The 25882-nt window shown below is 62.4% G+C and carries 26 protein-coding genes, 1 tRNA gene and 1 pseudogene; 18 read left to right on the top strand and 10 right to left on the bottom strand.

What is annotated here, in order from left to right:
• Nucleotides 1–42: 42 nt before the first annotated feature.
• A complete protein-coding gene (pcp, locus tag BBBF_RS07095) occupies nt 43–690 on the bottom strand; it encodes a pyroglutamyl-peptidase I (protein ID WP_014760552.1) in 648 nt (215 codons plus the stop codon).
• On the bottom strand, nt 687–1124 hold the full coding sequence (locus BBBF_RS10405; protein ID WP_021647796.1) for a 5-oxoproline transporter, DUF979 family subunit: 438 nt from the start codon (nt 1122–1124) through the stop codon (nt 687–689). Before BBBF_RS10405 ends, pcp begins: the two co-directional genes overlap by 4 nt.
• A 269-nt stretch (nt 1125–1393) precedes the next feature.
• Between BBBF_RS10405 and BBBF_RS07085 the strand changes: the two genes are divergently transcribed.
• From BBBF_RS07085 to BBBF_RS07075, 3 genes are all read left to right on the top strand, one after another.
• Nucleotides 1394–1894, top strand: coding sequence for a YdcF family protein (locus BBBF_RS07085; RefSeq protein ID WP_003821354.1), 501 nt, complete (start codon nt 1394–1396; stop codon nt 1892–1894).
• 40 nt (nt 1895–1934) lie between these two features.
• Nucleotides 1935–2008 (top strand) — tRNA-Asp (locus BBBF_RS07080).
• Between the two features lie 110 nt (nt 2009–2118).
• On the top strand, nt 2119–2748 hold the full coding sequence (locus tag BBBF_RS07075; protein WP_033509880.1) for a pyridoxamine 5'-phosphate oxidase family protein: 630 nt from the start codon (nt 2119–2121) through the stop codon (nt 2746–2748).
• A gap of 276 nt (nt 2749–3024) precedes the next feature.
• Here the strand turns inward: BBBF_RS07075 and BBBF_RS07070 are convergent, their stop codons facing one another.
• Complete coding sequence (locus BBBF_RS07070; protein ID WP_014760548.1) at nt 3025–3867, bottom strand: alpha/beta hydrolase; 843 nt, start codon at nt 3865–3867, stop codon at nt 3025–3027.
• A gap of 417 nt (nt 3868–4284) precedes the next feature.
• Between BBBF_RS07070 and BBBF_RS10400 the strand changes: the two genes are divergently transcribed.
• Entirely contained in the window at nt 4285–4509 is a 225-nt protein-coding gene (locus BBBF_RS10400; RefSeq protein ID WP_230958092.1) for an MFS transporter, read from the top strand.
• On the opposite strand, the gene BBBF_RS07060 is transcribed toward BBBF_RS10400, so the two are convergent.
• Nucleotides 4495–6087 carry an ATP-binding cassette domain-containing protein gene (locus BBBF_RS07060; protein ID WP_021647799.1) on the bottom strand — a complete coding sequence of 531 codons (1593 nt, stop codon included), beginning with the start codon at nt 6085–6087 and terminating at the stop codon, nt 4495–4497. The genes BBBF_RS10400 and BBBF_RS07060 overlap by 15 nt on opposite strands.
• 1009 nt (nt 6088–7096) lie before the next feature.
• Nucleotides 7097–8047: an ROK family glucokinase gene (locus BBBF_RS07055; protein WP_003814816.1), complete on the bottom strand. Its 951-nt coding sequence runs from the start codon at nt 8045–8047 to the stop codon at nt 7097–7099.
• A 277-nt stretch (nt 8048–8324) separates the two neighbouring features.
• On the opposite strand from BBBF_RS07055, the gene BBBF_RS10720 reads away from it, so the two are divergent.
• Genes BBBF_RS10720 through BBBF_RS07040 form a run of 3 tightly spaced genes read left to right on the top strand, consistent with a single transcriptional unit; the run spans nt 8325 to nt 9275 of the window.
• On the top strand, nt 8325–8558 hold the full coding sequence (locus BBBF_RS10720) for a hypothetical protein (RefSeq protein ID WP_021647802.1): 234 nt from the start codon (nt 8325–8327) through the stop codon (nt 8556–8558).
• Entirely contained in the window at nt 8555–9034 is a 480-nt protein-coding gene (locus tag BBBF_RS07045; RefSeq protein WP_021647803.1) for an MFS transporter, read from the top strand. The genes BBBF_RS10720 and BBBF_RS07045 overlap by 4 nt, the downstream gene beginning before the upstream one ends.
• Complete coding sequence (locus tag BBBF_RS07040; RefSeq protein WP_231855214.1) at nt 8958–9275, top strand: aldo/keto reductase; 318 nt, start codon at nt 8958–8960, stop codon at nt 9273–9275. Before BBBF_RS07045 ends, BBBF_RS07040 begins: the two co-directional genes overlap by 77 nt.
• A 104-nt stretch (nt 9276–9379) precedes the next feature.
• Here the strand turns inward: BBBF_RS07040 and BBBF_RS07035 are convergent, their stop codons facing one another.
• Complete coding sequence (locus BBBF_RS07035; RefSeq protein ID WP_003814823.1) at nt 9380–10657, bottom strand: O-acetylhomoserine aminocarboxypropyltransferase/cysteine synthase family protein; 1278 nt, start codon at nt 10655–10657, stop codon at nt 9380–9382.
• Between the two features lie 160 nt (nt 10658–10817).
• Between BBBF_RS07035 and BBBF_RS07030 the strand changes: the two genes are divergently transcribed.
• The 6 genes and pseudogenes from BBBF_RS07030 to BBBF_RS10535 all read left to right on the top strand — a co-directional run.
• On the top strand, nt 10818–11936 hold the full coding sequence (locus BBBF_RS07030) for a DUF2974 domain-containing protein (RefSeq protein ID WP_033509878.1): 1119 nt from the start codon (nt 10818–10820) through the stop codon (nt 11934–11936).
• A 55-nt stretch (nt 11937–11991) separates the two neighbouring features.
• The gene (locus tag BBBF_RS07025; protein WP_021647806.1) at nt 11992–12183 is read left to right on the top strand and encodes a transposase; all 192 of its coding nucleotides are present in this window, start codon (nt 11992–11994) and stop codon (nt 12181–12183) included.
• Between the two features lie 71 nt (nt 12184–12254).
• Nucleotides 12255–12413, top strand: coding sequence for a hypothetical protein (locus tag BBBF_RS10000; protein WP_014760542.1), 159 nt, complete (start codon nt 12255–12257; stop codon nt 12411–12413).
• 130 nt (nt 12414–12543) lie between these two features.
• Nucleotides 12544–13425: a sulfite exporter TauE/SafE family protein gene (locus BBBF_RS07020; protein ID WP_021647807.1), complete on the top strand. Its 882-nt coding sequence runs from the start codon at nt 12544–12546 to the stop codon at nt 13423–13425.
• Nucleotides 13426–13522: 97 nt separating this feature from the next.
• On the top strand, nt 13523–14422 hold the full coding sequence (locus BBBF_RS07015) for an ABC transporter permease (protein ID WP_033509876.1): 900 nt from the start codon (nt 13523–13525) through the stop codon (nt 14420–14422).
• Nucleotides 14423–14461: 39 nt separating this feature from the next.
• Nucleotides 14462–14662, top strand: a pseudogene (locus BBBF_RS10535) (ABC transporter ATP-binding protein); the annotation flags it as partial.
• A gap of 213 nt (nt 14663–14875) precedes the next feature.
• Here the strand turns inward: BBBF_RS10535 and BBBF_RS07010 are convergent.
• Nucleotides 14876–15790: a DMT family transporter gene (locus BBBF_RS07010; RefSeq protein WP_003816259.1), complete on the bottom strand. Its 915-nt coding sequence runs from the start codon at nt 15788–15790 to the stop codon at nt 14876–14878.
• 194 nt (nt 15791–15984) lie between these two features.
• Between BBBF_RS07010 and BBBF_RS07005 the strand changes: the two genes are divergently transcribed.
• On the top strand, nt 15985–18030 hold the full coding sequence (locus tag BBBF_RS07005) for a DEAD/DEAH box helicase (RefSeq protein ID WP_013390158.1): 2046 nt from the start codon (nt 15985–15987) through the stop codon (nt 18028–18030).
• A gap of 204 nt (nt 18031–18234) precedes the next feature.
• Entirely contained in the window at nt 18235–19347 is a 1113-nt protein-coding gene (locus BBBF_RS07000) for a serine hydrolase (RefSeq protein ID WP_017143542.1), read from the top strand.
• A 66-nt stretch (nt 19348–19413) separates the two neighbouring features.
• Here the strand turns inward: BBBF_RS07000 and BBBF_RS06995 are convergent, their stop codons facing one another.
• Nucleotides 19414–20280, bottom strand: a complete 867-nt coding sequence (locus BBBF_RS06995) for a D-hexose-6-phosphate mutarotase (protein ID WP_003814840.1) — start codon at nt 20278–20280, stop codon at nt 19414–19416.
• Nucleotides 20281–20470: 190 nt separating this feature from the next.
• Between BBBF_RS06995 and BBBF_RS09670 the strand changes: the two genes are divergently transcribed.
• The 3 genes from BBBF_RS09670 to BBBF_RS06985 all read left to right on the top strand — a co-directional run bounded on the left by BBBF_RS09670 (nt 20471) and on the right by BBBF_RS06985 (nt 23652).
• Nucleotides 20471–20983, top strand: coding sequence for a GrpB family protein (locus BBBF_RS09670; protein WP_021647812.1), 513 nt, complete (start codon nt 20471–20473; stop codon nt 20981–20983).
• 399 nt (nt 20984–21382) lie between these two features.
• Nucleotides 21383–22081: a hypothetical protein gene (locus BBBF_RS06990; RefSeq protein ID WP_003814844.1), complete on the top strand. Its 699-nt coding sequence runs from the start codon at nt 21383–21385 to the stop codon at nt 22079–22081.
• Between the two features lie 266 nt (nt 22082–22347).
• A complete protein-coding gene (locus BBBF_RS06985) occupies nt 22348–23652 on the top strand; it encodes an SAM-dependent methyltransferase (protein ID WP_003814846.1) in 1305 nt (434 codons plus the stop codon).
• 20 nt (nt 23653–23672) lie between these two features.
• Here the strand turns inward: BBBF_RS06985 and BBBF_RS06980 are convergent, their stop codons facing one another.
• Both BBBF_RS06980 and BBBF_RS06975 read right to left on the bottom strand, forming a co-directional pair.
• Nucleotides 23673–24698: a Gfo/Idh/MocA family protein gene (locus BBBF_RS06980; RefSeq protein ID WP_021647815.1), complete on the bottom strand. Its 1026-nt coding sequence runs from the start codon at nt 24696–24698 to the stop codon at nt 23673–23675.
• Between the two features lie 59 nt (nt 24699–24757).
• On the bottom strand, nt 24758–25645 hold the full coding sequence (locus BBBF_RS06975) for a GRP family sugar transporter (protein ID WP_003814851.1): 888 nt from the start codon (nt 25643–25645) through the stop codon (nt 24758–24760).
• Nucleotides 25646–25882 lie beyond the last annotated feature (237 nt).

Here is a 25882-nt window from a genome sequence, read left to right as displayed (position 1 = left end):
CGGCGGGCTGATATGTCAGTGGTTTTCGACGGGTGGGCGTGATTAGTGGGTTTCGCCCATGATGTCGGTGGCATCCTCATCGACGCTCACTGCGGCTTCGATCGCGGCCTCGATGGCCTTGGCCATTGTCGCGATTTCCATGGTGGGCGTGCCGTTCGGCTTGCCCACGCCCTGCGCGGTCGCGTACGGCACGTGGATGAAGCCGCCCTTGACTCCGGGGAACCTGCGGTCGAGCAGGTACAGCACGTTGTACATGATGCTGTTGCACACGTAGGTGCCAGCCGTGTACGACATGAGCGCCGGGATGCCGCTCGCGTTGATGCGCTTGACCATGGTCTTGACCGGCAGCGTGGCGAAATACGCGGTGTCGCCGTCCTCGCGCAGCGGGGTGTCGAATGGCTGCTCGCCGTCGTTGTCGGGGATGCGGGCTTCGGCCAGATTGATCGCGACCTTCTCCACGGTCACGGCCGAACGGCCTCCGGCCTGACCGATGCACAGCACGTAATCGGGCTTCTCGCGTTCGATGGCCTCCTCGACCACCATGGCGCTGCGCGTGAACACGGTCGGAATCTCCAATTTGACGACGCTCACGCCCGCGATGGACTCGGGCAGCAGCTTGACCGCTTCGAATGCGGGATTGACCGGCTCGCCGCCGAACGGATCGAATCCGGTGACCAGGATCTTGCTCATAATGGCTCCTTTGCTTGAAATATACGGATGGAATACGGTGTCACTGGGCGATGAGCATGTACACGATCTGCACGACGATCATCACCATCGCCGGCAGCACCTGCTTCTTGATCACGCCCATGCGGTCCTTCATGTCGAGCATCGCAACGGGCACGATGTTGAAGTTGGCCGCCATAGGCGAGCACGAATGGCGCGCCGATGCCCACGGTCATCACGGTGATCGCGGCGAACGCGTTGCCCATGATCATCGTGAACAGCATCATGCCCACGCCGAACACGATGATGCCGATCGTGACGTTGCCCTTGGGAATGATGCCGCCGACGAGCGCAGTCGCCACGGCGGACACGATGATGATCAGGATCGCATCGAGCTTGAGGGCGAACCCTATGATCACGATGACGATTCCCAGCAACACGAGATAATTCGGTTCCATATGGAAATCCTTCCTGCACTGTACACGCATGAGGTCGTGGCGGTGTGCCCGAGGCGTGTGAATAGGACAAATCTACGATTATAGGGCATCGCACATGCCGGGGGAAGAGACGGTGGTGGATGGCCACCGGCGTAAGTGGTACGGCCGCAGGTTCCGCGGTATAGTGACGGGTCTCAGCGCATCGTCGAGAAGACGATGACTGGTGGGGAAGGCCGGAATGAATTTCGGCATGACGTTGGCGTCGTTGCCGGCGCTGCTGGCGGCGGCCATTGTGGGAGAAGCAGGGCAAGACGGGCGTGTTCGTCGCCTCCGGCGGACAGGGGAGCGACGAAGTGGTGTCCGAAGCCGAATCGATGCGGCGGTACCTGACGGAAAGCCGCCATGTTCCCGCCGACGCGGTGCTCATGGAGGACCGTTCCACCACGACCATGGAGAATCTTCGTTTTTCGAAGGAGATCATGGATGCGCGCAGCGGCGTGCAATCGGTCCCCGGGCGCCGGGGCCTCGCCTACCGTTGCGCGCTGGTCGCCAGCGATTACCATGTGTTCCGAGCCAGCGAATACGCGCATCATATCGGGCTGAAGGCGGATGGGGGCGGCAGCCATACGCGTGGCTACTACTGGCCCACGGCGTTCATCCGGGAGTTCATAGCCGTTACCAAGGCGCATTTGTGGCCGTACTGTGCGCTCGCCCGGCCGGGCATTGACCGGTTGCCGTGTGCGACCGGTCTTTATCGGGCGCTTGGCCGCGACACGCCCATGGTCGAGTAGTCCTGTATTATATTCTCTTGTGCCTGATGACGGCACGAACGGCCCCGTAGCTCAGTTGGTTAGAGCGCCGCCCTGTCACGGCGGAGGTCACCGGTTCAAGTCCGGCCGGGGTCGCTTTTTCTTTTTGCTCAGCTTTTTCTCCGCATTGCGGCTGATCCCATCTTCAATTACGGGTCATGGAACGGGAGTATCATCAAATCAAACCCGGGGCGGCACAAGGAGCGATGGCGATGACGGGACTGGATGAAGCGCGTCCGACGCGACGCAATAACGAGCGCACGGTCGCAGGGTGCCATCGCATGATGCGCCGCGCCGATCGCGAGGTGACCGATTGCGAACAGATCGAGGGAATCATCGCCGCATGCCGTATCGTGCATGTGGGCTATGCGGATGCCGAGGGACTGACGATCGTGCCGCTGAATTTCGGATACGAATGGCAGCGGCGCGAGGGAGCCGGCACCGGCGACGAACTGGCCGGATTGACCCTGTACATCCACTCGGCGTCGATCGGCCGCAAACTCGACGCGATCCGGGCTGCGGGAAACGCGTTGGATGTGGCGTTCTCGATGGAGACTGATTGTGAGGTCATCGCCGGCCGCACCCCGTGCAACTGGGGCGAGGCGTTCAAGTCGGTGATCGGCAACGGCGTGGCCAGCGTGATCGACGACCTGGACGAGTGCCGCAAAGGGCTGCGGCTGCTGATGGGGCAGCAGGCGGGCATGCCGGATATCGAGTTCACCGATCAGCAGGTGCGCAGCGTCACGGTATGGAAGATCGAAGTGCGCCATCTCACCGCGAAGATCCACGCCAAGCCTGAGCCGCGGAACGCGCGGCGTCAAGCTGCCGGTGAGTGACACTGCCAAGTTGCCGGCCGTGGTTGCTGCCAATGGGCTGTTCCGCGGCGTCACTGTGCGCGGGTACCGTCACGCTGCGAGGGCACACGCAGCGTGACGGTACCCGGAAAGCATTGGAAAACAGGGATTTTCTTGATGTGTCACTGTGCGTGAGGGCGCGCACGGTGACGGTACCCTCGCACAGTGACGCAATAACCCACGCACGGTGACGGCGCACAGCCAAGGCACAGGCGCGGGATATGCGCGAATGGGCCTGTGAACCTCCGACAGCAGCCTTTACCTCACGTCGAACGTGCGGCGGAGCCAGTCGAAGGCGAGCCGCGGCCAGATCTGCACTGCCGGCACGACGTTGTTGAGGTCACCCTCGCCCGGCGAGCCGGCACGCGCGGTGTCCACGGTGGCGAGCGACAGTCCATGCCCGCCCTGCGGGAACAGGTGCGCCTCGATACTGACCCCGGCGTCACGGCACGCCTGGATCATCAACAGTGAATTCTCCACAGGAACGGCCTGATCGGTGATGGTGTGCCAGATGAACACCGGCGGCATGGTCGCGTCGACATGCTTCTCGATCGACAGCAGCTCCAGCAGCGACGCATCGTCTTTGCCGTCACCCAGCAGGTTGTCGAAACTGCCGCGGTGCGCGAACCGGCCAGACGTGATTACCGGATAGCACAACAGCAGCGCGTCCGGGCGCACGGCAGCCGGATCATATCCGGCGTCGCGCAGCTCGGCATCGCTGGAAACCGTCGTCAGGTTCGCGGCGAGATGACCACCGGCCGAAAACCCGATGGCCGCCACGCGCCCGGCATCCACATGCCATTCGTCGGCATGCTCGCGAATCATCGACATCGCTTCGGCCATCTCCAGCAACGCCACCGGGTACCGGCTTGGCACGCAGGAGTATTTCAGTACGAACGCCTGATAGCCGGCCGCGAGGAATTGCAGCGCGACCGGTTCGGATTCACGGTCGGATCCGATAGCGTACCCGCCGCCGGGAATGATCAGGATCGCCGGCCGGCGCCGGTCCGGATCCATCTCCGGGCTGTTGTCGATCACATAGCCGACGAGTTCGGCCCGCGAGCCGTCGATGCCGTCGATGACCTGGGTGAAATGCTGCATGGTCTCCCTTTCCTGTCGTCGCTCGGTCTGGCGCGAGCGAGGATTCGCCGCGTCCTCTACCAGCATGATACGCGCACGACACGCGGATGCGACTTATGCGGATTTGCAAATCGTGCTACGGTGACGGCTGTTTCAAAACCGCATGACATTCGTCGAATCGGCTCGCCCGATGCCAGTCATGCGGTTTTTCGTTGCCGTCGCAGGTCCGGACGTTAGGGACTTCTCGACGTGTACGCAGGGCCCGGCCGTGCGCGCCGCTCGCTCGACGGTGACGGGAAGAGTACAAGAGAGGTCATGTTGTCCGCGATCCAGACAACTTCGAAAGAAACAACCCTGCAAGAACACGCGGCCGCAGAACACGGCTCTGCACATGATATTCCCGCCGAATCCCCGAAATTCAGGCATCCGCACAAGGTGATGCTGGGACTGTACATCGGCGCGTTCCTGGGCATGCTGTCGGAAACGTCGATGAACATCGCGCTGCCCGATCTGATGGACGAGTTCTCCGTGCCATCCGGCACCGCCCAATGGATGGTCGTCGGCTATATGCTGGCCGTCGGCGTGGCGCTGCCGTGCGTCGGCTTCCTGCTCAAATGGGTCAAGGCCAAGACGCTGGTCATGGTGGCGTCAACTGACCGTTAGTTGCGCGCCGCCGAGGGCGTCCGAATGCAGCGTCCAGCGGATGGATGCTGCGCACTCCAGGAATCCCTCGTCGTGAGAGACGAGCAGCAGCGCGCCGGGGTATCCGGCCAGCGCGTGGGCCAGCGCCTGAATCGAATGCAGATCCAGATGGTTGGTCGGCTCGTCCATCACGATCAGATGCGGGTGATCTCGCAATCCCAAGCACAGCAGCAGCTTGCGCAATTCGCCCGGCGACGGGTTGCCACCGGCGAGGAGGCGGCTTGGGTCGACGTTGAGCTGCGCGAATGCCGACAATACATCACCGCGGTCGGTGGGCGTCAACGCCGTGAGCCGGCGCATCGCCTCCCGGGCATCCTGATCCGTCGTGTTCTGCGTGATCGTCAGCCGGGGGAGCGGGATGCCGGAATACTGCTCCCGCATCGCGATCGTGCGCAGCAGCGTGCGGACCAGCGTGGTCTTGCCGGTGCCGTTCGGCCCGCTGATGCCGATCCGGTCATGCGGTCCGACGGTCAGCATCGGTATCTTCAGGCCCGCTGTCTCCGATATCGCTGCCGCGCCGACTCCATCCGGCGATTGCGGCGCGTACGGGATGATCTGGGGCTCCAGCCGCACAAGCTCCCGTCGGTTGCTTGATTCGGCATCCATCCAGATGTCTCCGTCATAGCGCTTCGTGGCGGTGACGACGGCTGCGGCCCGTTCCCGGGCGGCGGTCGCCTGTGCGTCGATGCGGGCGCTCGCGGGGCCGAGCCGGCTGGGGTTATGGTTTTTCTTGATGCGACTGCGCGCGTCATGGTCTTTCGGATTCACGAGCCGGTGCGCTTTGGCCGCGCCGGCTATCTCGCTCGTCGCCGCCCGTCGGCGCTGCTCCTTGACCGCGTCGATGCGCGTGGATTCGCGCCGGGCGTTGCGCGCCATGCCTGCCGCCGCCGCCCGCTCCCGTTGCGCATCCATGGATGCCGCGGAGTAGTTTCCCGGCCGCACGCGCACCACGGTGATGTTACGACCGCGCACATGATCTCGTTCGAACAACGCGCAGCTGCTCGCCGCCGCGTCAATCAAGGCCACGTCGTGCGAGACGAGGATGCCGATGCCGTCATACGAGCGCAATGCCGCGATGATGCGCTCGCGGGTCGGCCGGTCTACGTGGTTCGTCGGCTCGTCCAGCACCAGCACGTCGGGATCGGTCGCCAACGCACATGCGATCTGCAGGCGTTTCGCCTCGCCGTCCGACAGGGTGCCGGGCCGCCAAGGCCAGTCGTCGCCGATGCCCAGTTCACGGCGTATCTCCATGGCTTGCGGTGACCAGTCGCAGGCGAAGTCCTCCAGATTCTCCGGTGTTTCGTCGGTGTTCTGCGGGCAGTAACCGGTATGCAGGCGGTTCGGAGTCGGCGATATGCGCCCGGCATCTGGCGAGAGCCGGCCGATCGCGAGCTTGGCCAGCGTCGTCTTGCCGATGCCGTTGTCGCCGAGCACGGCGGTCCATCCGCGTGCGAAAGTGACGTCGATGCCGTCAAGCAGCGGCTCCGATGTGCCCGGATAAGTGAAAACGATGTTCGTCAGGGTCAGTGCAGGTATCATTGGGTTCCTTGTTCTCGATGAAATGGGGGAAAACTCACATAAAGCGCGGATGCAGAAACCGGATCGGCGCAATCTCGCCGATGCGGTTTGCGGATCTGTGATTGGTGTGAGTTGCGATCGCGTACGCCGAGGCACGGCTTCGCTCATGAAGCCACTCGGCGACGCTCATCGAGAAATCAAAACGGTACTACCTTTGCAACGCGGCTTTCCTGGCATATCGGAATGCCGCCCAATATGAACAACAGCAAGACTACCACATGCTGTGATGCGGCTGGGCCGGAGGGTGGGGCGAGGGAGGATACGGCGATGCTCGAACGCTGCTGGTGATTCGGCAATTTTCTCGTTGTATCGTGCAAGATTTTTCCGGGACGCGAATAGAACTGCATGGGAGGCCCAATTACTGACTTGTCTAGTATTCGGTATCCTTTGTTTCAAGCAATGAGACAAGTCGGATATTTCATGCCACGAACCGGCAAGAACCCATGTTTTCGACATTTCGTGGCATTTCCCACCGCGAACGCGCATTGTCTTAGGGTGTCGGCCGTTGTCGGTCAAGGTAAACGGGATCTGTGATCCGTGTCCGGTGCGAATCTCGCATAACGGCAGGCACCGCGTTCGGCTTCATGTGAGAGGTGGAGATGAAAGGGATGTGATTCGGTCCGGAGGTCTTTTCGAAGGTCTTTTCGAAGGTCTTTTCGAAGGGGACCTCGTGTACAACGTGCGCATATCGGGCGAATGCGGCAGTTGTGCACGAGGCGCTTTGGGAGACCTATGCATGTAGATGTGTGTCTTGTTGGAATTCCAACGTTTCTGGAATTGCGGTCGGTGTACAACAGTGGATGAAATCGTTGTCATGCACTGTTGTACACGTCTGGCGTTGGACAACGCGTGCATTATGCCGTTTCGCGGGAGTTGTGCACGTATCAGAACCCGTAAGCCCGCGTGCGGTTCATGTTGGGATGTTGCACGCGTCGCGATTGCGTCTGATCGTCATCTCTCATCGCGCGTCTTAGCGCAGTGCCAGGTTGGCGGCGCCGATCAGGCCGGCGTCCTGCCCGGCGGTGGCGGCGACGATGCTCGCGTGGCCACGGTATGCGCTGCCCTCCAGGAACCGCTGGTAGTTGTATCGCGCCGGCTCCAGCAGGATGTCGCCGACCGCCACTACGCCACCGCCGATCACGAAGACGTCCGGGTCGAGCACCGCGGCGGTGGCGGCCATCGCGCGGCCGAGCCATTCGCCGATTTTGCCGAAGGCGTACAGGCCGAGCACGTCGCCCTCCTGTGCGGCCTGCGAGACCATCGGGCCTTCGAGCTTGTCGACGTCGCCGCCGCACAACTCCATCAGGCGTTCGGCGTCCTGCGGGCGTCGGCGCACGGCGGACTTGGCGAACCGTTCCAGCGCGCTTCCAGACGTGTAGCGTTCCGCGCAGCCGCGAAGCCCGCATCCGCAGGTGTCGCCATCCGGCACCATCGGCAGGTGTCCGAGCTCCGCGGCCATGCCGAACGATCCGCGGTACAGCCGCCCGTCGATGACGATTGCTCCGCCCAGTCCGGTACCTACGGTCAGCGCGACCATGTTCGAGCTGCCCTGGCCCGCACCGTGCACGTATTCGCCCCAGCCGGCGCAGTTGGCGTCGTTCTCGACGACGACTGGCACGGCATGGTCGATGAGCGCGCCGATGTGCTCGGACAGGTCGTAGTTGATCCACGCGGGGATGTTCGCGGCGAAGGTGAGGGTGCGGCGGTCCGCGCCGACGTTGCCGGCCGCGGAGATGCCGATGGCCTGGATGTCGTCGTGGCCGGCGGCGACGGCCTCATGGTAGATGTTGGCGATGTGGTGGTTGATGGCGTCGGCGTCCATCGGTGTGGGAACGCGCCAGCGATGTGTGATGGCATCGTTTTCATCGCATACGGCTGCGGCGATTTTGGTTCCTCCGATATCAATGGCTAGCGTGGTCATGAGATCTCCTGTGATGTTTGATGGTGAGTAAGTATGGCAGATATGGTATCGAGCCGGTATGACCATTCTGCCGGGCGTGTTTTGCCTGGTGTATGTACCCTGTATACCGGGCTTTACGGGGTGACGTGCCGGATCGTGCATCATACCGCTCCTGTGCTGAGAACGGTGTCATCTACTCAACGAACCCAACGGGCAGTCGGTCGGCACCGCACGGGAATGCGATGTAAGCGCGTTCCTCGGCGTCACCACGCCGAGCGTCACCAAACTGGTCAACGACATGACTTCCATCGGACTGCTCGACAAGCACGCCGACCCCTCCGACCGCCGTGCCGTCACACTCACGCTCACGGCGCGGGAACTCGACCTGCGCCGAACCTACGTCGAGGAGTACCACGCGCATCTGGGCGACGTGCTCGCCGAGACGACGGCCGGCCCGATCCCGCGGCCGCAGCCCATCCGCCGCGCATCCGGCCGCATCCGGGTACCGGAAATCAAGGAAAGGACACAATGAGCACATCAACCGCACGCCTGCCCCACGGCGGCAAAGAGCCGGTCGCCACGAAACTCGTCATCGTCGTGGTGCCTTTGGCCATCCTGACGTTCCTCGGCATCCTGTCGGAAGCGTCGCTGAACATCGCCTACTCCACACTGATGGAGGAATTCTCGATCAGCGCATCGGTCGTGCAATGGCTGACCGCCGGCTACCTGCTGTTGCTGTCGGTGTCGATCCCCAGCTCGCCGTTCATGGTGCGCAAATTCGCCACGAAGACCCTGTTCATCATGGCGATCGCGATCTTCACCGCCGGCACGGTGCTGGGAGCTCTCGCCCTGTTGCCCGGCGCGGTGCTCGGCGCCGTGTCGGCCACGGTGGTCGGCGGCATGCTGAAGCGTCATTCTGTACCCGATCACTGTGGTTCAGCCGCTGCCGGCCGGGTCGCGTGCCACATGGCAGGCGGATCACCAGATCAACGACCTGCTCACCGATGAGAACCTGGACATGGTGGAGCGGCTGCGTGGCGTCGCCGACGAGCTTGGCACGAACCTGCCGGTCCTGTCGATGGCATGGATCCTGCAGCATCCTGAAATCAGCTGCGTGATCGCCGGGGCGAGCAAGCCCGGCCAGCTGGAGAACAACCTCAAGGCATCCGGCTTCCAGATCCCCGTCGACGCCATGGCCGAGATCGACCGCATCACCGGCTTCCACCGCTTCGAGCGCCACGTCGGCTGACGTGATTGGGCTTCCCCGCTGACTGATGCCGGCTCGCGAAGCGGATCCGGGAGAGCGTGTCCGAGAATGATTTTGCGAGCCGGCTGAGCGAAATCGATGATTGATCAGAGCACGGCGTCCATGGCCTGCCTGAGGTCGGCGATGATGTCATCGGCGTTTTCGATGCCGCAGCTCAGGCGTACCAGGTCGATGCCGACGCCGGCCTCCTCAAGCTGCTCCTCGGTGAGCTGGCGGTGGGTGGTGCCTGCCGGGTAGAGCGTGCAGCTGCGCGCATCCGCCACGTGCGTGGCGATCGAGATCATCCGGAAATGGTCGAGCAGCGAGGAGACCGTGTCGCGCCCGCCGGGCACGCCGAAGGAGATCACGCCGCACGTGCCGTTCGGCATGTACTTGGCGGCCAGCGCATGGTTGCGGTCGCCTTCCAGCCCCGGGTAGCTCACCCATGAGATGCGCGGGTCGGCTTCGAGGAACCTCGCCACGGCGAGTGCGTTGGCGCAATGGCGTTCCATGCGCACGGCCAGCGACTCCAGGTGCATGCCCATGATCCACGAGTTGATCGGCGCCGGCGTGGAACCGAAGTCGCGCATGAGCTGCGCGGTGGCCTTGATGATGTAGGCGGCCGGGCCGAAGTCGGTGGCGTAGGTGACGCCGTGGTACGAGTCGTCGGGCGTGGTCAGTCCCGGGAACTTGTCGGCGTGGGCCATCCAGTCGAAGCGGCCGGAGTCGACGATCGCGCCGCCCACGCAGGAGCCGTGGCCGTCCATGTACTTGGTGGTCGCGTGCGTGACGATGTCGACGCCGTAGTCGAACGGGCGGCAGTTGACCGGCGTGGGGAACGTGTTGTCGACGATGATCGGCACGCCGTGGTCGTGCGCGGCGGCGGTGAACTTGTCGAAGTCCAGCACGATGAGCGCCGGGTTGGAGATGGATTCGCCGAACACGGCCTTGGTGTTCGGCCGGAACGCGGCGTCCAGCTCCTCGGGCGTGCAGTCGGGGCTCACGAACGTGCATTCGATGCCCATCTTGCGCATCGTCACGTTGATGAGGTTGAACGTGCCGCCGTAGATCGCGGACGAGGCCACGATATGGTCGCCCGCGTTGCAGATGTTGAACAGGGCGAAGAAGTTCGCCGCCTGGCCGGAGCTGGTGAGCATCGCGGCCGCGCCGCCTTCGAGCTCGCAGATCTTGGCGGCGACCGTGTCGTTGGTCGGGTTCTGCAGACGGGTGTAGAAGTAGCCGGATTCGGACAGGTCGAACAGTCGGCTCATCTGCTCGCTCGACGTGTACTTGAACGTCGTGGCCTGGATGATCGGGGGAGTGCGGGACTCCCCGTTGCCCGGCTGGTATCCGCCTTGGACACAGGTGGTGTCGATGTGCGTCATAGTGCTCTCCTTCGCGCTTGAAACCGCTTGGCGTGCATGGGATGCATGCGTGATGTTGACGTGATCAGACCATTGTAGTGCGTGTCGGCGCGTGCCAGGCGGCCGGGGCGTCGCGTGTGAAGGGGAGCGCGTAGAATCGATGGCATCACGGGAGGCCGCCATGGGGAACATCATCGATGACATCCGCGCGAACGAGGACACGTTCGCCGACCGTCCGTTCAACGAGGTCGACAGTCTGGCGCTCGCGCAGCTGTCATACGCGCGGATGCCCGTCAACGTGCCGAGACTCGATGCGGAGGCGACGGACGTCGACCTCGCCATGGTGGGCGTCAGGGACCTGCTGCGCGCGGAATGCTATGACGACATGTTCGGCAAGGTGTGGTCGCCGTCGATGAATGTCGACCTGTTGCGGGCGATGTGCGAAAGCCCGCGCTGGCGGGATCTGCGCGTCGGCGGCTACGTGGACGAGTTCGACCCCGAGACCACCAAGCAGTTCTCCGCCTGCGTGTTCGACGTCGGCGACGGCTCATCGTACGTCGCGTTCCGCGGCACCGACAGCACGATCGTCGGCTGGAAGGAGGATTTCGCGATGGCGTTCCGTCGTCCGGTCGCCGCGCAGGAGTCCGCCGCGCGGTATCTGGCCGACATCGCGGGGCGCCGGGACGGCCCGCTCATGGTCGGCGGCCATTCCAAAGGCGGCAATCTGGCGGTGTATGCGGCCGCAAACGCGCCTGCCGCGGTGCAGGAGCGCCTTATCGCCGTGTTCTGCCATGACGGGCCGGGCTTCGACGCCGACTTCTTCGATACTCCCGGTTATGCGCGGGTCGCGCCGCTCGTCGACAAGTCGGTGCCGGAATCGTCGATCGTCGGCATGCTGTTCGAGATGCGCGAGCATGTGGAGGACGGCTATACGATCGTCTCCAGCGACGGCGCCAGCATCATGCAGCATTTCGCGTTGAACTGGCAGGTCGAGCGCGGCGAGTTCGTGCACGCCGGCGGCCTGTCCGCGAGCTCCCGGTATCTGGCGCGCACGATCAACGGGTGGATGGCGAAGTTCGATGACGAGCATCGCCGCCGGTTCATCGAGAACCTGTTCGCCGTCCTCGAGGCCGGCGGGTATGACACGTTCGGCGAACTCACCTCGCATTGGACGCAGTCGTTGCCGGTCATGCTCGCCGCCGTCCGCGGCATCGACGCCGAGGACCGTGACGTGATGGCAGACGTACTCAAGGGGTTCGCCGCGACAGCCGCGACGTCGGTGATCGCGACGAAGCAATGACCGCCGCCGTGACGGCGGTCGCCCGCGCGGCGGCGACGGGGAGGCGGCCAGGCGCATGCGCGGCGCCGGGTACGCCGTATTGAAGGACCCCGACAGGCTGACCGCCGGGCAGTCGGAGGCGTTCAACAACAGGATCAAGGTCACCGTCCGCATGGCCTACGGCTTCCACCGCGTCACCAACCTCATCGCCCTGGTCATGCCCAGATGCGGCGGACTCGACATCCGACTGCCACAACCCGTAATCTAACCCACAAAAACATCAGAAGCCTCAGAGAAGATCACCGTAATCCATGGGGGGGGCGGTGGAAGGGGGCTGTTATGTCGGAACGTACCTGCAATATCGCGGGATGCCATAATCCTGCGGAAAGTAATGGTCTGTGCGCGCACCATTTCACGCGGGCGCTGGTGTACGGGCAACTGCGCGTGGCCAATCATGCGGCGTCCTTGTCGGGCGCGGTGCCGCGCGGGGAGGCCTGAGCACTCGGATCGCTGTAGCGCGGGCCATCGTGCGACCGCGTCGCGCATCGTGATTCATGTCCGCTATGTTGACGAGCGGCTGCGGGCCGTGCCGCTTTGACGTATTCTCCCTGAGTCGGGATGTCCATATATGCGGGGAGTTGATGCGGTGGTGATTGCCGGTTTTTCGCTGATGACGATGCTGCTGATCCTGCTGGCCGGCATCGGTGCCGGATTCGTGGGATATGCGGTCGGCGCGTCTTCGCTGGTATCGTATCCGGCCCTGCTGGCGCTGGGTATTCCGCCGGTCCTCGCCAACGCGAGCAATACCGTCGGCGTGATCGGCACCGGCATCGGTGGCGTGCTGGGCGCCCGCAAGGAGCTGCGCGGGCAGCGGCTGCGTTCCATCACCTACGTAAGCATCGGCGCGGTGGGAGGCGTCGCCGGCGCTGCGCTGCTGCTCAGCCTCGACCCGAAGATCTTCGAATTCGCCGTTCCGCCGCTGATCCTGTTCAGCTCGCTGATCATAGCGGTCAATCCGCGCGGCCGCATGCAGGCGCGGCAGGCCGCGGCGGACGTCATGGCCCAGGCCAGATCCCTGACGACGCCACAAGGGCAGGGGAGCGACGGCGCGCCCGCGTCGGCTCCCGCATCGACACAACCCATGTCCAAGGACCCATGGTGGATATGGCTCGGCGTCGCGTTCGTGGCGGTATACAGCGGATATTTCGGTGCCGGTGCCGGCACGTGCGCGCTCGCGGTGCTCGACGCAGGCAAGATCGGTCCGTTCCATCAGATCAATGCGCTCAAGACGCTGATCGGCACCGGTGCGAACATCAGCGCGTCGGTCATCTTCATCGTGCGCGGCGTCGTGGACTGGCCTGCGGCCATCCTGCTGTGCATCGGCTGCTTCATCGGCGGATACATAGCGTCGCCCGTCACTCGCAGGATCCCGGCCCGGATCATGCGCATCGCGGCTGTGCTCGCCGGCATCGTACTCACCGTTGATCTGGCGATGAAAACCTACCTGTGACGAATCGGAAGCCGTCGAATGCGACAGTATCCGGCATAATATCGTATTTCTCCGTTCAGAGAGTTTTCAGAAAAGAGCCAGACAAGATTCGACGGTCGTGACGTTCTCTCTTAGCGTCATGATGATGACCTCCGGCGACTTCACGCTCACCGGATTCTCGTCGGACACCGCCATCGCCAACGCGGCGAACGGCACGTTCACGATGTCGTCCGGCGAAGTGTTCGGCTATGGCGAGTCGGACAACGGCAAGGTCATCATCTCCAAGGCGCTCGCCGACTTCAACGACTTGAAGGTCGGCGACGAGATCACCGTCACCAACCCGTCCGACACGTCGACGACCTACACGTTCACCATCAGCGGCATCTACAAGAACAGCACGTCCAGCAACACCAGCGCGATGGGCCCGATGGGCGGCACCTCGCAGGACGCCGACAACGCGATATACACATCCGTCTCCACGCTCAAATCGCTTGGCTTGGACGCCGACACCACCGCGAACGACGATGACAACAACACCACGACCCAGCTGGGCTACACCTACATGCTCGGCAGCGCCGACGACTATGAGACCTTCGCTTCCGACGTCCGGAAGGCCGGACTGGACGACACCTACACCGTGCAGTCCGCCGACGTGGAGAACCACGAATCGAGCCTCGTGCTGCTCGACAGCCTCGCCAAGTTCGCCCTTACGCTGCTCATCGTCGTACTGGCGGTCGGTGCGGTCGTGCTCAATCTGTTCAACATCCGCGAACGCAAATACGAGGTCGGCGTACTCACCGCCATCGGCGTGAAGAAGGTCAAGGTGGCGGCGCAGTTCGCAATCGAGCTGCTGATCGTGACGATGTGCGGTATCGCGCTTGGCGTGGCCGGCGGGGCCGTGGCGTCGGTGCCCGTGTCGAACCAGCTGCGTCTCCTCGCAGGAGACCCAGACCGCCAGCCAGGAGGAGCAGTTCGGTCGCGGCGCCGATATGGGCGGTGCTCCGGGCAGCAGCTCTGATTCGGGTGGTTCCGGTTCGACTGGTACGAGCGGCGACTCCGGCAGCGCGTCGCCATCGCGCGGGCGCTGAGCTATGGTCCGTCGATTGTCCTCGCCGACGAGCCGACCGGCAATCTCGACATGGCCACGCAGGACGACATCATGGCGCTCGCCCATGAGGAGGGCAAGTGCGTGACCAGTCCAGAAGTCGCCGCGGCCTCCGACGAGGTCTATCAGCTCGCCAAGCTGCGTCGCCGCTGACCGCACGATTGCATGCGACACGCCCGGAATGCGTAGCACAATCGCAAGGTGCGAATCGAAGAACGGCGCAATGGCAATGCATGGCCAGTGACGATTCGATGATTGTGCTACGCACTCCGGGCGTGTCGCACGGTGGCGTGGTGTCGCACGGTGGTGTGGTGCCGTGTGGTGGTGTGGTGCCGTGTGGTGGTGTGGTGCCGTGTGGTGGCACCACTACCGCGCCTTGCGGCCGACCCGCTCCAGCAGACGCCCGTTGAGCCGGATCTGCGACACCAGTATCGCCAGGAAAATCAGCGCGAATCCGGTCGCCGCAGCACCACTGACAGTCTCTCCATAGAACAGCACCGAAAACACCATGCTGAACACGGTCTCCAGGCACATGATGATCGACGCCTGCGAAGGCGGGGTCACCTTGAGCCCGACGTTCTGCATGATCTGAGCCAGCATCGTCGCGCCGAGAAACAGGTAGACCAGGCATGCGAGGACGCCCGGCGCAAGCCATGAGGCGTTCGGCGCCGGTTCGCTGAACGACGCGCCGACTATGAAGCACACGCCGGCCGTCACGAACTGCGCGAACGTCAGCGCCACCGGGTCGATGACGCGGCTCCACTTGCCCAGACACACCAGATTGAACGAAAAGATCACCGCGCACAGCAGCGTCAACAGGTCGCCGGTGCCAATCGTGAGCCCGCCCAGCCCGGACCCGAGCGACACGAAGCCGACGCCGGTCAGGCACAGGGCGGCCGCGACGATGTTGCGCGCCGCAGGGCGCTGCCGCATCAGCAGCCATGAGACGAACGGCACCAGCACGCAATACGCCGAGGTCAGGAATGCGCTGCGGCCGGGTTCGATCATCGTCAGGCCGACCGTCTGGCTGATCATCGTGCCCCAATACGTGAGCCCGGTCACCAGCCCCGGGATGATGATGGATTTGTTCAGATACGGTACGATTCGCTTGCGAAACAGGATAAGCATGATCGTCGACGCGCCGACTAGCCGCAATCCCATCAGCCATTGCGGCGTGACGACACCCATCGCGACCTTGGCTATGGGATAGCTACCTCCCCACAGCATCGCGCAGCACAGCAACATGACCCGCCCCGTCGTCGGGGACAGTCCTTTCTTCATCGTTGAACCTCTCTCAATGAGTCGATATGGCATTGGCGCGCATTGGCACGTCATCGGCGGCCCGATAACATGGTAATAGCGAAACCGCCGCGCCGCGCCGCGTCCGGCCCGGCATCCTGGGGAGGGGGTGCTGATATGGTAGACACTCCGTCAGAAGCCGCGTAAGTGATCGGCTTCGTTGTTGAAAGGCTATTGTGCCGAAACGTCACCATGATTTCGCGGCTGGTTCCGCTGCGCGTTCCGTTATGCATACCGATACGGACACTGTTGATATAGATGATATCGATGCCGCCCTTGATGCTTCCGCAGATGACAAGGAGCAGGATGCCGCTCCGACGTTCGCCGAGCTCGGCGTGCCCAAGCCGCTGGTGCACGTGCTCGCCATGGACGGCAAGGTCACCGCGTTCCCGATTCAGGCGGACACGCTCGCCGATTCGCTGAACGGCGTCGATCTGCTCGGTCGCGGGCAGACTGGCTCCGGCAAGACGCTCGCATTCGCCATTCCGCTGGTCGCCCGCCTGAGCGAGCACAGCGTCACCGAAGTGGCCATGAAGGAATTCGAGCAGATTCGCAAGGCGTCCGACGAGAAGGCCGCGCGGGAGCAGGCGTCCCTGCCGCGTCCGCGCGGATTGGTGCTCGCGCCGACCCGTGAGCTCGTCAACCAGATCGACGAGGTGATTCAGCCGCTCGCCGAGGCGTACGGCATGAGCACCGTCACCGTGTATGGCGGCGTGAGCTACGCCCGTCAGGTCGCGGGGCTTCGTGCGGGCGCCGATATCGTCGTCGCTTGCCCGGGACGTCTTGAGGATCTGCTGCGTCAGGGCAAGCTGTCTCTGGACGCCGTGGAGATCACGATTCTCGACGAGGCCGACGAGATGGCCGACATGGGATTCCTGCCGCCCGTCACGCGTCTGCTGGAGCAGACCGATTCGCGCGGTCAGCGTATGCTGTTCTCGGCGACGCTCGACCACGGCGTGGACGCGCTGGTCAAGCGGTTCCTGCCGGATGCGAAAGTACATGCGGTCAGTTCTGTCGTCTCGCAGGTCGACACGATGACCCATCACGTGTTCGAAGTGTCGCAGGGCAACAAGCATGAGGTGATTCGTCTGCTGGCCAGCGGCACCGGCAAGCGCATCCTGTTCACGCGCACCAAGTTCCAGGCCAAGAAGATGGCGAAGAAACTGATCGACGAGGGCATTCCCGCGGTCGATCTGCAGGGCAACCTCAGCCAGAAGCAGCGTGACCGCAACCTGTTGGCGTTCGAGAAGGGCCTGGTACGCGTATTGGTTGCCACCGACGTGGCCGCTCGCGGCATCGACGTCCATGATGTGACGCTGGTCGTGCAGACCGATCCGCCGGCCGACCCCAAATCGTTCCTGCATCGTTCCGGCCGCACTGCGCGCGCCGGCGAACAGGGTGACGTGGTGACGCTCGTCCTGCCGAATCAGGCCCGCAGCACTCGCCAGATGATGAAGCGCGCCGGCATCCGAGTCAAGTCGGTGGCAATCACGCCGGCGTCCGAAGATCTGACCGAGTTGGTCGGCGAGCACGCGCCGGTCGTCGAGGGCTGGTCGCTGGACAAGGCGCTTGAGGCTTTGCGCCGTTCCGAGCGCGCCGGCCGCTCCGATCGCAAGGGCGGTCGCGGTGGTGAGGCGCGCGGCGGGCGGGGACGTTCCGGCCGCAAGTCCCGCGCCCGTGGCGGCGAGCATGATTTCTCCCGTCCGTCCGCACGCCGTGACGGCCATCGTCATGACGGCGCCGAAATGGAGGGCCGCGAGAGCGCCCAATACCGGTTCGACCATCGGGACGAATCGCAGATGTCGATCATCGGCGAGGGCAAGCCGCACGGCAAGCGCAAGCACACCACCAAGCGGGACCGTTTCGACGGATACGGGCGCTCCGGCTTCGATGACGGCCGTTTTGACGACCGGCGTCAGTACCGTGACGCTGAGGGTCGCAAGGGCGGCAAGAAGCGCCGCGGCAACGACTTCGGCGACGATTTCAACACGCCGTTTGACGGTCGCGAGGCCGATCGCCGCAGCAACCGTCGCAACGGGCGTTTCCACGACACGTCGTTCGAGGACCGCAAGGGCGGCTCGCACAACAACGACGGTGACAACCGTCGTGACGGGCGGAACCGCAGGAGCCAGAGCGGGCCGAACCGTGCCACGCGCAAGGCCGCGGGATTCCGCAAGTCGCACGGCAAGCGCAACGCGGCGCCGTTCCGCCGCGGTCGCTGAGTAATCATTGACCGGCCGGGCGTCGGCGGCATCGACGTACCTGTCGATACTGCCGACGCCCGGCTGTCATATATGACCTGTCGTATATATGACCTGTCTTAGCCGTGCCATGACGGGTGACCAAGGTGTGGATGCTCGCCCCTGACTAGCTGCGTTCGGGGGTTACAATGGGGGCGTCGATGTGAGCAGTCGGGGAGGTGCGCGATGGCAAAGCATATGCGCCCGCCGCGGCGCAGGACGGGACGTATCCTGCGCGGCATCGTGACGCATGCCGGCGGTCGTGTCGGCCCTCGTCGGCGGGCGAACCCGCCTGGCGGCCGAATAATATCCACCCGTGAGCTGACGTATGTGCGCCGCCGTCTGACGGTGCTGATCGCGATGTTCTCCGTGGTGACGATGGTGGTGCTATTGTCCGTGCGCGGGTGCTCGAACGATGGCGATGGCTCGTCCGGCAGCGTTTCATCAGCCGGTGCGGCCCGGTCCGGTGCCACGGTCGACCCCACCGACGGCAGTGCCGCCGATGACGGCTCCTCCGACGAAAGTTTCTCCGACAAGTCGGGGTCCGGCAGGGTTCGTTCCCAATCGGCGTCTCGGAGCATGTTCAAGGCGGCCATGCCGGCTCCGGCCCAGCCCGAACGCGACCTGACTGCCCAGGCATCCGCCGCGCTGGCCGGTGTGTTTTCCGGCGCGAGATATTCCGTCTCCGTGGTCGATCTGAGCAATGCCGGCACACTCGTCGACATCGACTCCTCCCAGGTGTTCGCATCGGCGAGCACGTACAAGCTGTTCGTGGCGCATTCGATGGTGACGGCCGTGGAATTAGGCGAGATGACATGGGATTCGCCGCTCAACGGCATGACGCTGCAGCAGTGCCTGACCACGATGATCGTTGATTCCGACAACGAATGTCCCAAGGCATGGCTGATGCGCGATAACGGCGCCGGCTACGACAAAGTAACGCAGCAGGCGAACGCGCTCGGCGCGAAGAACACGACATTGCATTATCTGGACGTGCGCACGACATCGGCCGATCTGGCGCTGATCCTGACCAAACTGTATCGGGGCGAGATCTGGAACGACGACGACCGGGACATGGTGATCGGCCTGATGAAACGGCAGCAGTACCGCAGCGGCATACCGGCCGGCATCGGCGGCAACGGAACCGTTGCCGACAAGGTCGGATTCCGCGACTCGTACCTGCATGATGCGGGCATCGTATATTCCGGCAAGGGCGACTATGCGTTCGTCATCATGACTTCCGGCTCGTCGTGGACGGCGATAGCCAACGCCAGCGCCGCGCTGTATCAGCTGCTGTGAACGGTTGCCGCCGGAGATGGTGACGGCCGCCGGCAGATGCGGCGGCCGTATGAATGAATCGGTTTTTCAGCGGTTCTCGACGCTGATGCGCTGCGTGAGCGCGTGCGATTCGCCGGGAGCGAGCTCGATGGCATACTCGCGGCAGGCGGCTGCCTCGATGGCTACGAAATCGCGCCATTCGCCGGGCTGCATGTCGCCGATTTCGGTGTCGGCCGCGGTTCCCGGGTTCCATGTGACGGTCTGCTTCGTGCCATGGGCCTCGATGACGATGACGCGATCCCATGCCGGGTCATCCAGACGCAACGTGTCGGTGGAGTAGTAGATGCGGTCGACCGTGGTGCCGTCGAAGGTCACCGGCTCATCGGGCTGCACGCGGGGAGGGTACCCGGCGACCGTGGCGTCGAGATAGTCGGAGCCCTCCAATCCGTGTAGGCTCACCTGGGTCAGGTCGCCGACATGGAAGTGCGTGTGCAGCGCGGTCTCATAGCGCAGCGGCTCGGTACCGTCGTTGGTGATGGTCAGCGTCATGGTCAGCTCCTTGCCGACTTCGATGTCGTAGACCGCATGGAACCGCGGGGAGGCCCCGGAATGCAGCTGGGCGAGCAGTTCGGGCGTCGCGTCGGCGTCGGACAGCGTGTATCGGATGCGTCGGTCGTCGGTCGCGTCCTCGTCCACATGCCAGACAGTGGTGCGGGCGAACCCGTGCTTCGGCTTCTTACCGGCGATTTCGCCATGCTCGAAACCGAGTGCGAACCATGGCAGTACCACGGGCACGCCTCCGCGGATCGGTTTGCCCAGATAGACGGCCTTGGGCTGCCATACGGCGGGATGGCCGCCCGCGGGCGTCCAGGAGAGCACGTGAGCGCCGAAATCGCTGATCTGCGCGGCACCGTCTTCATTGGCGACGTTGCGAATAGTAAACGTAGTAATCATAGATCACAGTATATGCCGATGTCGGCCTTTGAAAATACTTACCTTGGTCATAGCTGTTTTTTATATAAAATGTTTGAACACCTTTGAACACTTTATGATGAAATACCGAGATTCTGAAAAGCAAGCCTGTTATTCTTCCTCTTATTGACATTGTGAAACAGACAAATCGGGATTTGTGGAGGTAAAGAGAATGATTACAAAGCATGTTGTTGTGCTACCTTATGATAAACACTGGGCGCGGGATTTTTGTGAAATCAAGAGTGAAATTCAGGAAGCTCTTGATCAACTGGCTCTTGCGATAGAACATGTTGGCAGCACTTCAGTGCATGGTTTATCAGCGAAACCGATTATTGATATTGATGTCGTCATTAAAGATTACTCCATGCTTGACGCTGTAATCTCTGCCTTAGAAAGAATCGACTATCACCATGAAGGAAACCTTGGTATTGCCGGACGGGAAGCATTTAAATATGAAGGCAAAACCCATTTGCGGAAGCATCATCTATATGTATGCCCGCGAGATTCTGAGGAACTGAAAAGGCGTATTGCTTTCCGTGAATATTTGCGTTCTCATCCGGAAGCTGTGCGTGAATACAGTAGAATTAAAGAAGAAGGCGCTGCGCTCTATCCATTTGATATTGAGAAATATATCGAACATAAGTCACCGTTTGTCGAAAAAATCTACTCAGAAATAGGGATATGACAAATTTCAGTTTGTATGCAACAAACGTTTGAACACTTTTTGAACACCGCAACCGTGATGAAGTCTTCAAAGCCCCTTTCTATCAGTATTTGAGATTAAGTAAAACGGTTCGATTCCGGTCTGCGGCATTGATGAAAAGTGAGAGAAACGTTGAATTTACAGCGTTTCTCTTATTTTTATACGAAAAAACAGCTGTTCTTTACTCAATGCTCTGTCAACGGCGAAGTTGGCGCGGATTCACTGCATGCTGGACATCGGAGACTGATATGAAAAAAATAATCGACGGATCAATCAGCCGACCGGTCTGGCCGCTGATGAATACCGTTGCTGAACTGTGATTGAAAGATATATCCGTATGCCTCAGGCATATGACATGAGTTACGTGAGGAGCTGTTACTGATGAAGCAGTCAAACGTCATCAAGGGCACGCTCGCCGTCGTGGCGCTCGTTGCGGCGCTGGTGGTAGGTGTCGCCGTGCATATGCATTCCGTCGGCTCTCCGACCGCTGGCCACTCGACGCAGAATACGGCGAAGACCGCGACAGAGACCACGGCGAAGACCGCCGAGTCCATCACCGCCGACTATCCCGGCTACTCTTCCGCCGAAGAGGGCGTCAAGGCCGCCGGTCTGGTGGTCACCGGTGTCCCGCTCGACTCGCGCGAGCGCATCCTGTATCCCGAGATCGATTTCACGTCCGGAACGCCTGAAACGAACCCGCAATACGGGCTGACGGAGGACGACATCGACATGGACGCGCTGGGCGTGCCGGAGACCGTCACCCGGGTGCGTGTCACCAAAGTCATCAAGGGCGACGCGAAAGTCGGCGACATCATTGAGGTCGCGCAGGTGGGCGGCGTCGACAAGAGCGGCATCGTTCGACGCGAGACGTCAACCACGCTGCTGAACGAGGCGAAGGCGAGTGGCACCGCCGAGTTCCTGCTGCTACTCAACGAATATGACGTCGTCTACAATGCCATCAACCCAATCTCCGGAGTGCTTGGCGTCGATACCGACGGGCACGTCACCGCGTTGAAGTCGTCTGGCGAGTCCGGCGGCATCGGCGAATCCCTGAAGGAGTACATGAACGCCGTCTCATGACGGCTGGTCCGGGATCATCCTGAAAACCGCGGCCCCGCTGGCCGCATTCCGATTCACATGCGGAATGCGACTGGCGCGGCCGCGCTGTCCATATATATCCGCCAAATGTTCGCTTTCAGAGTGGCTGGTCACATAGTGGTTGCCCGATGCATGCATAGTGAGCGATTTCTGTTTCCTCGCAGCGCGAAAAATGACGACGCGGGACTACAGTGACACGGTGATTGCCATATCCGGCAAGGCACAGTCGTTGGGAAAAGAGGCGAAACATGGGCAGTGGAAAAACCATGTTGGTAAGTGAAATGGCGCAGGCGGTCCTCAAAGAGGACGCGCCGGTGTGCATCGAAGCCTTCGACGGATCGACGTTCGGGCCGGAAGACGCCGACCTGCAGGTCCGGGTCACCAGTCCTAAGGCCATCTATCAGTTGGCGAGCAACCTGAACGAGATCGGTTTGGCCCGCGCATACATCCTGGGCTACTTCGACATCGAAGGACTGGACGTGGCCGACCCGTATCCGCAGCTGCGCAAGCTCGTCGAACTGGCATCGTACATCCGAAAGCCATCTCCGCTCGAACTGGCGCGCATGGGGGCGGCCGTTCTCAGCCACGGCTACCACAAGGTGGAGGTGCCGCAGTCCGAAGGCCCCTCGAAATTCGAACGCATCAAGTCCGGTCTGTTCCCGCACACCGAAAAGGCCGACTCCGAGACCGTCAGCTTCCATTATGACCTGTCGAACGAGTTCTACGCCGACTTCATCGGACCGTCGATGACGTACACGTGCGCGGTGTTCGACACGCCCGACATGAGCCTGGATGACGCGCAGCGCAACAAAATCGACCTGGTGCTCGACAAGCTGGACCTCAAGCCCGGCGACCGCATGCTTGACATCGGATGCGGCTGGGGCGCTCTGGTCATCGCCGCAGCCAAGCGCGGCATCAAGGCACTGGGAGTATCGCTGTCGCACGAGCAGATCGAGTACGGTCAGGAGTGGATCAGGCGCGAAGGGCTGGAGAATCTGGCCGAGCTGCGCGTGATGGACTACCGCGAAGTGCCGGAACGAGACTTCGACGGCATCACCTCGGTGGGCATGATGGAACATGTGGGCGCGAAGAACTACCGCCACTACTTCGATGAGATGTTCAAGCTGCTCAAGCCGGCCGGCCGCCTGCTCAACCACCAGATCACGATCTCCAAGGACAAGCCGAACAACCGGCCCGGAACGGACGAGTTCCTCGACCGATACATCTTCCCCGACGGCGACCTCGCCTCGCCCGGGTTCATCGAGTCGGCGCTGCACGACGCCGGCTTCGAGGTCGTCAACCAGGAGAACCTGCGGCAGCATTACGCGCTGACGCTGCATCATTGGAACGCCAATCTCAAGGCCAACTGGGCCGACGCCGTCAAGCAGGTCGGCTACGAGCGGGCGAAGGTGTACGGCCTGTATTTGGCCGCGTGCGAGTTGAACTTCGAGCTCAACGGCATCCAGGTGCACCAGTTCCTCGCCGTCAAGCCCGACAAGGAGGGGCTGCCGAAGGGCAACTGGTACCCGCTGCGTCCGTGGTGGGCGGCCTGAGCCGTTGAACAAACGGCGGATTACCGGTACAGCGCCGGCTGCTCGTTGAGCGTCACGGGGATGCGCCCGCCGTGGTGCAGGCTGTCCAGCGCGGCGTCGGCAACCACGTTCGCCACATAGCCGTCCCATGCGGTCGCCTCCTTGCCGCCCGGCTGCCGGTCGGCCTCGATATTCGCGAAGAACCGGTCGAACTCGCGGTCGTATGCCTCGATGAATCGGTCGAACCAGGCGGACGAGATCGCGTGGCTGATCTGACCGGCCTTGCGCACCTCCGGCGTGGCGACATCCGGCAGCGAGATGATGCCAGACTCGCCGACCAGGCGGCATTGGATGTCGTAGCCGTACTGGCAGTTGACGTTCGCCTCGGCTGTGGCGAGGGCTCCGTCGGAGAACTCGACGATGGCCAGCTGCGGTTCGCGCAGGGACTCCCCGTTCGGGTTGAGCGTGTTCATCCGGGCGAACTTCATCTCGACGCTGGTGATGTCGCCGTCGAACATGTAATGCAGCACGTCGAAGTTGTGGATGAGCGTGTCGTTGATGACGTTGTCGGTGCCGTAGTAGCTCGTGGATGCCTGCGCGTTGTAGTGACGCATGCCGGCCATCAGCAGGGAGCCGATCTGTCCGTCGCCGACGAAGGTCTTCATCGCGTCGTAGCCGGGGTCGAAGCGCCAGTTGAAACCGACCTGAATGGTTTTGCGGCCCTTGGCCACCTCGGCTTCGACGACCTTCCAGCTGTCGGAGCCGTTGATGGTCATCGGCTTTTCGGTGAACGTCGGCTTGCCGATCGCGATAGTGTGCAGCAGCGGGTCGAGATGCACGTCGTTGCGGCTGGCGATGACGACGGCGTCGACGTTCGGATCGTCGATCAGTGCATCGGCCGAATCGTAGATCGTCGCGTCGAGGCGGTTGTCTTCGATGGCCTGCTTCGCGTTGCCGAGCACGGTGTCGTATACGCCGACGACCTGCGCGTTGCCGCACTTGTCCGTGATCCGACGCACGTGGTCGCGGCCCATGGCGCCGCATCCGATGAAACCGACATTGATCATGGTTGATACTCCCTTGTTGACTTGTTGATGGTTGATGGTTGATGATGCGCGGGCGGCGGTCATGCGTTCTTCGTGATGCCGATCAGGATGCCGCCGAGCGCGATGAGAATCATGCCGGCGATGACGAACGCCATCTCCTTCTTGGTCTTCTTCTCCTTGAGAATGAACAGGCCGCCCAGCGTGGCGACGATGACGTTCATCTGCGACAGCGTCCAGCCGACCGCCAGACCGTTCATCTCATTGGACAGCATCACGGTGAGGTTCGCGGTAGCGAACAGGGCGCCGGTGCTCATGTTCATCCAGCTCTTCTTGCCGAACACGCCGATTTCGGGGTCCATCGCGTCCTTGCCGCTCATGCAGAAGGAGATGATTGTCGTGCCGAGCACCATGAACACGGCCTGCGGGAACAGCATGTCCCAGCTGGAGACCGAGAAGAACTTGCCGGCGGCGGCGTAGCTGGTATACAGCAGTGAGGAGATCAGGGTGATGAGCAGGCCGCGCTTCAGGTTCGACGGACCCTTGTCCTCGCTCTTCTCCTGGAAGGCGGTGCAGGCGACGCCGACGATGATGACGACGAGCGCGCAGATGCCGAAGCCGAACTGCCAGCCGTGCGTCCATTCATGGAAGAACAGCGCGCCGAGCAGGGTGGTGAACACCAGCTGCATGCCAGTGGACAGCGGCATGGCGCGGGCCACGCCCAGATAGTCGAAGGACTTGATCTGCAGTATCTGCGCGATGCTCCACGGGATGCCGTTGATGGCCGCGGCCGCGATCAGCGTCCACGACCAGTTGATCGGGTGGAAGATCAGCACCACGATACCGAACAGCAGCGTGGTGAGCACCATGCCCATCTGCTTGTTGGCGGTGGTGCCGCCGACCTTCTGCATGACAATGCCCTGAAAACCCCAGCCGAATGCGGGGACCAGGGCCAAGAGGATAGGCCACATGTTCGTATCCTTTCATCGCGCCGGCATGACACACATCCGTGTCTGTCATGATGGCGTTAACAACATTGTTTCAAGTCCGAGTCTAAGCGTCGGTCGCGGGAAAACCGGGTGCCGATGCGGTCGGTTCGCGCCAAATATCGGTAAGAACGCGCCACTTTGCCCCGCCGATGGTTCAGCGAATCATTCTCAATAAGAAAAGTGTGAGGAATGCGCACAGTACCGAACAAAACGAACACA

Source organism: Bifidobacterium bifidum ATCC 29521 = JCM 1255 = DSM 20456 (assembly GCF_001025135.1).
In the GTDB taxonomy this organism is placed as follows: Bacteria; Actinomycetota; Actinomycetes; order Actinomycetales; family Bifidobacteriaceae; genus Bifidobacterium; species Bifidobacterium bifidum.
The sequence above is the reverse complement of the archived record's forward strand: the minus strand, read 5'-3'. Positions and strand labels throughout refer to the sequence as shown.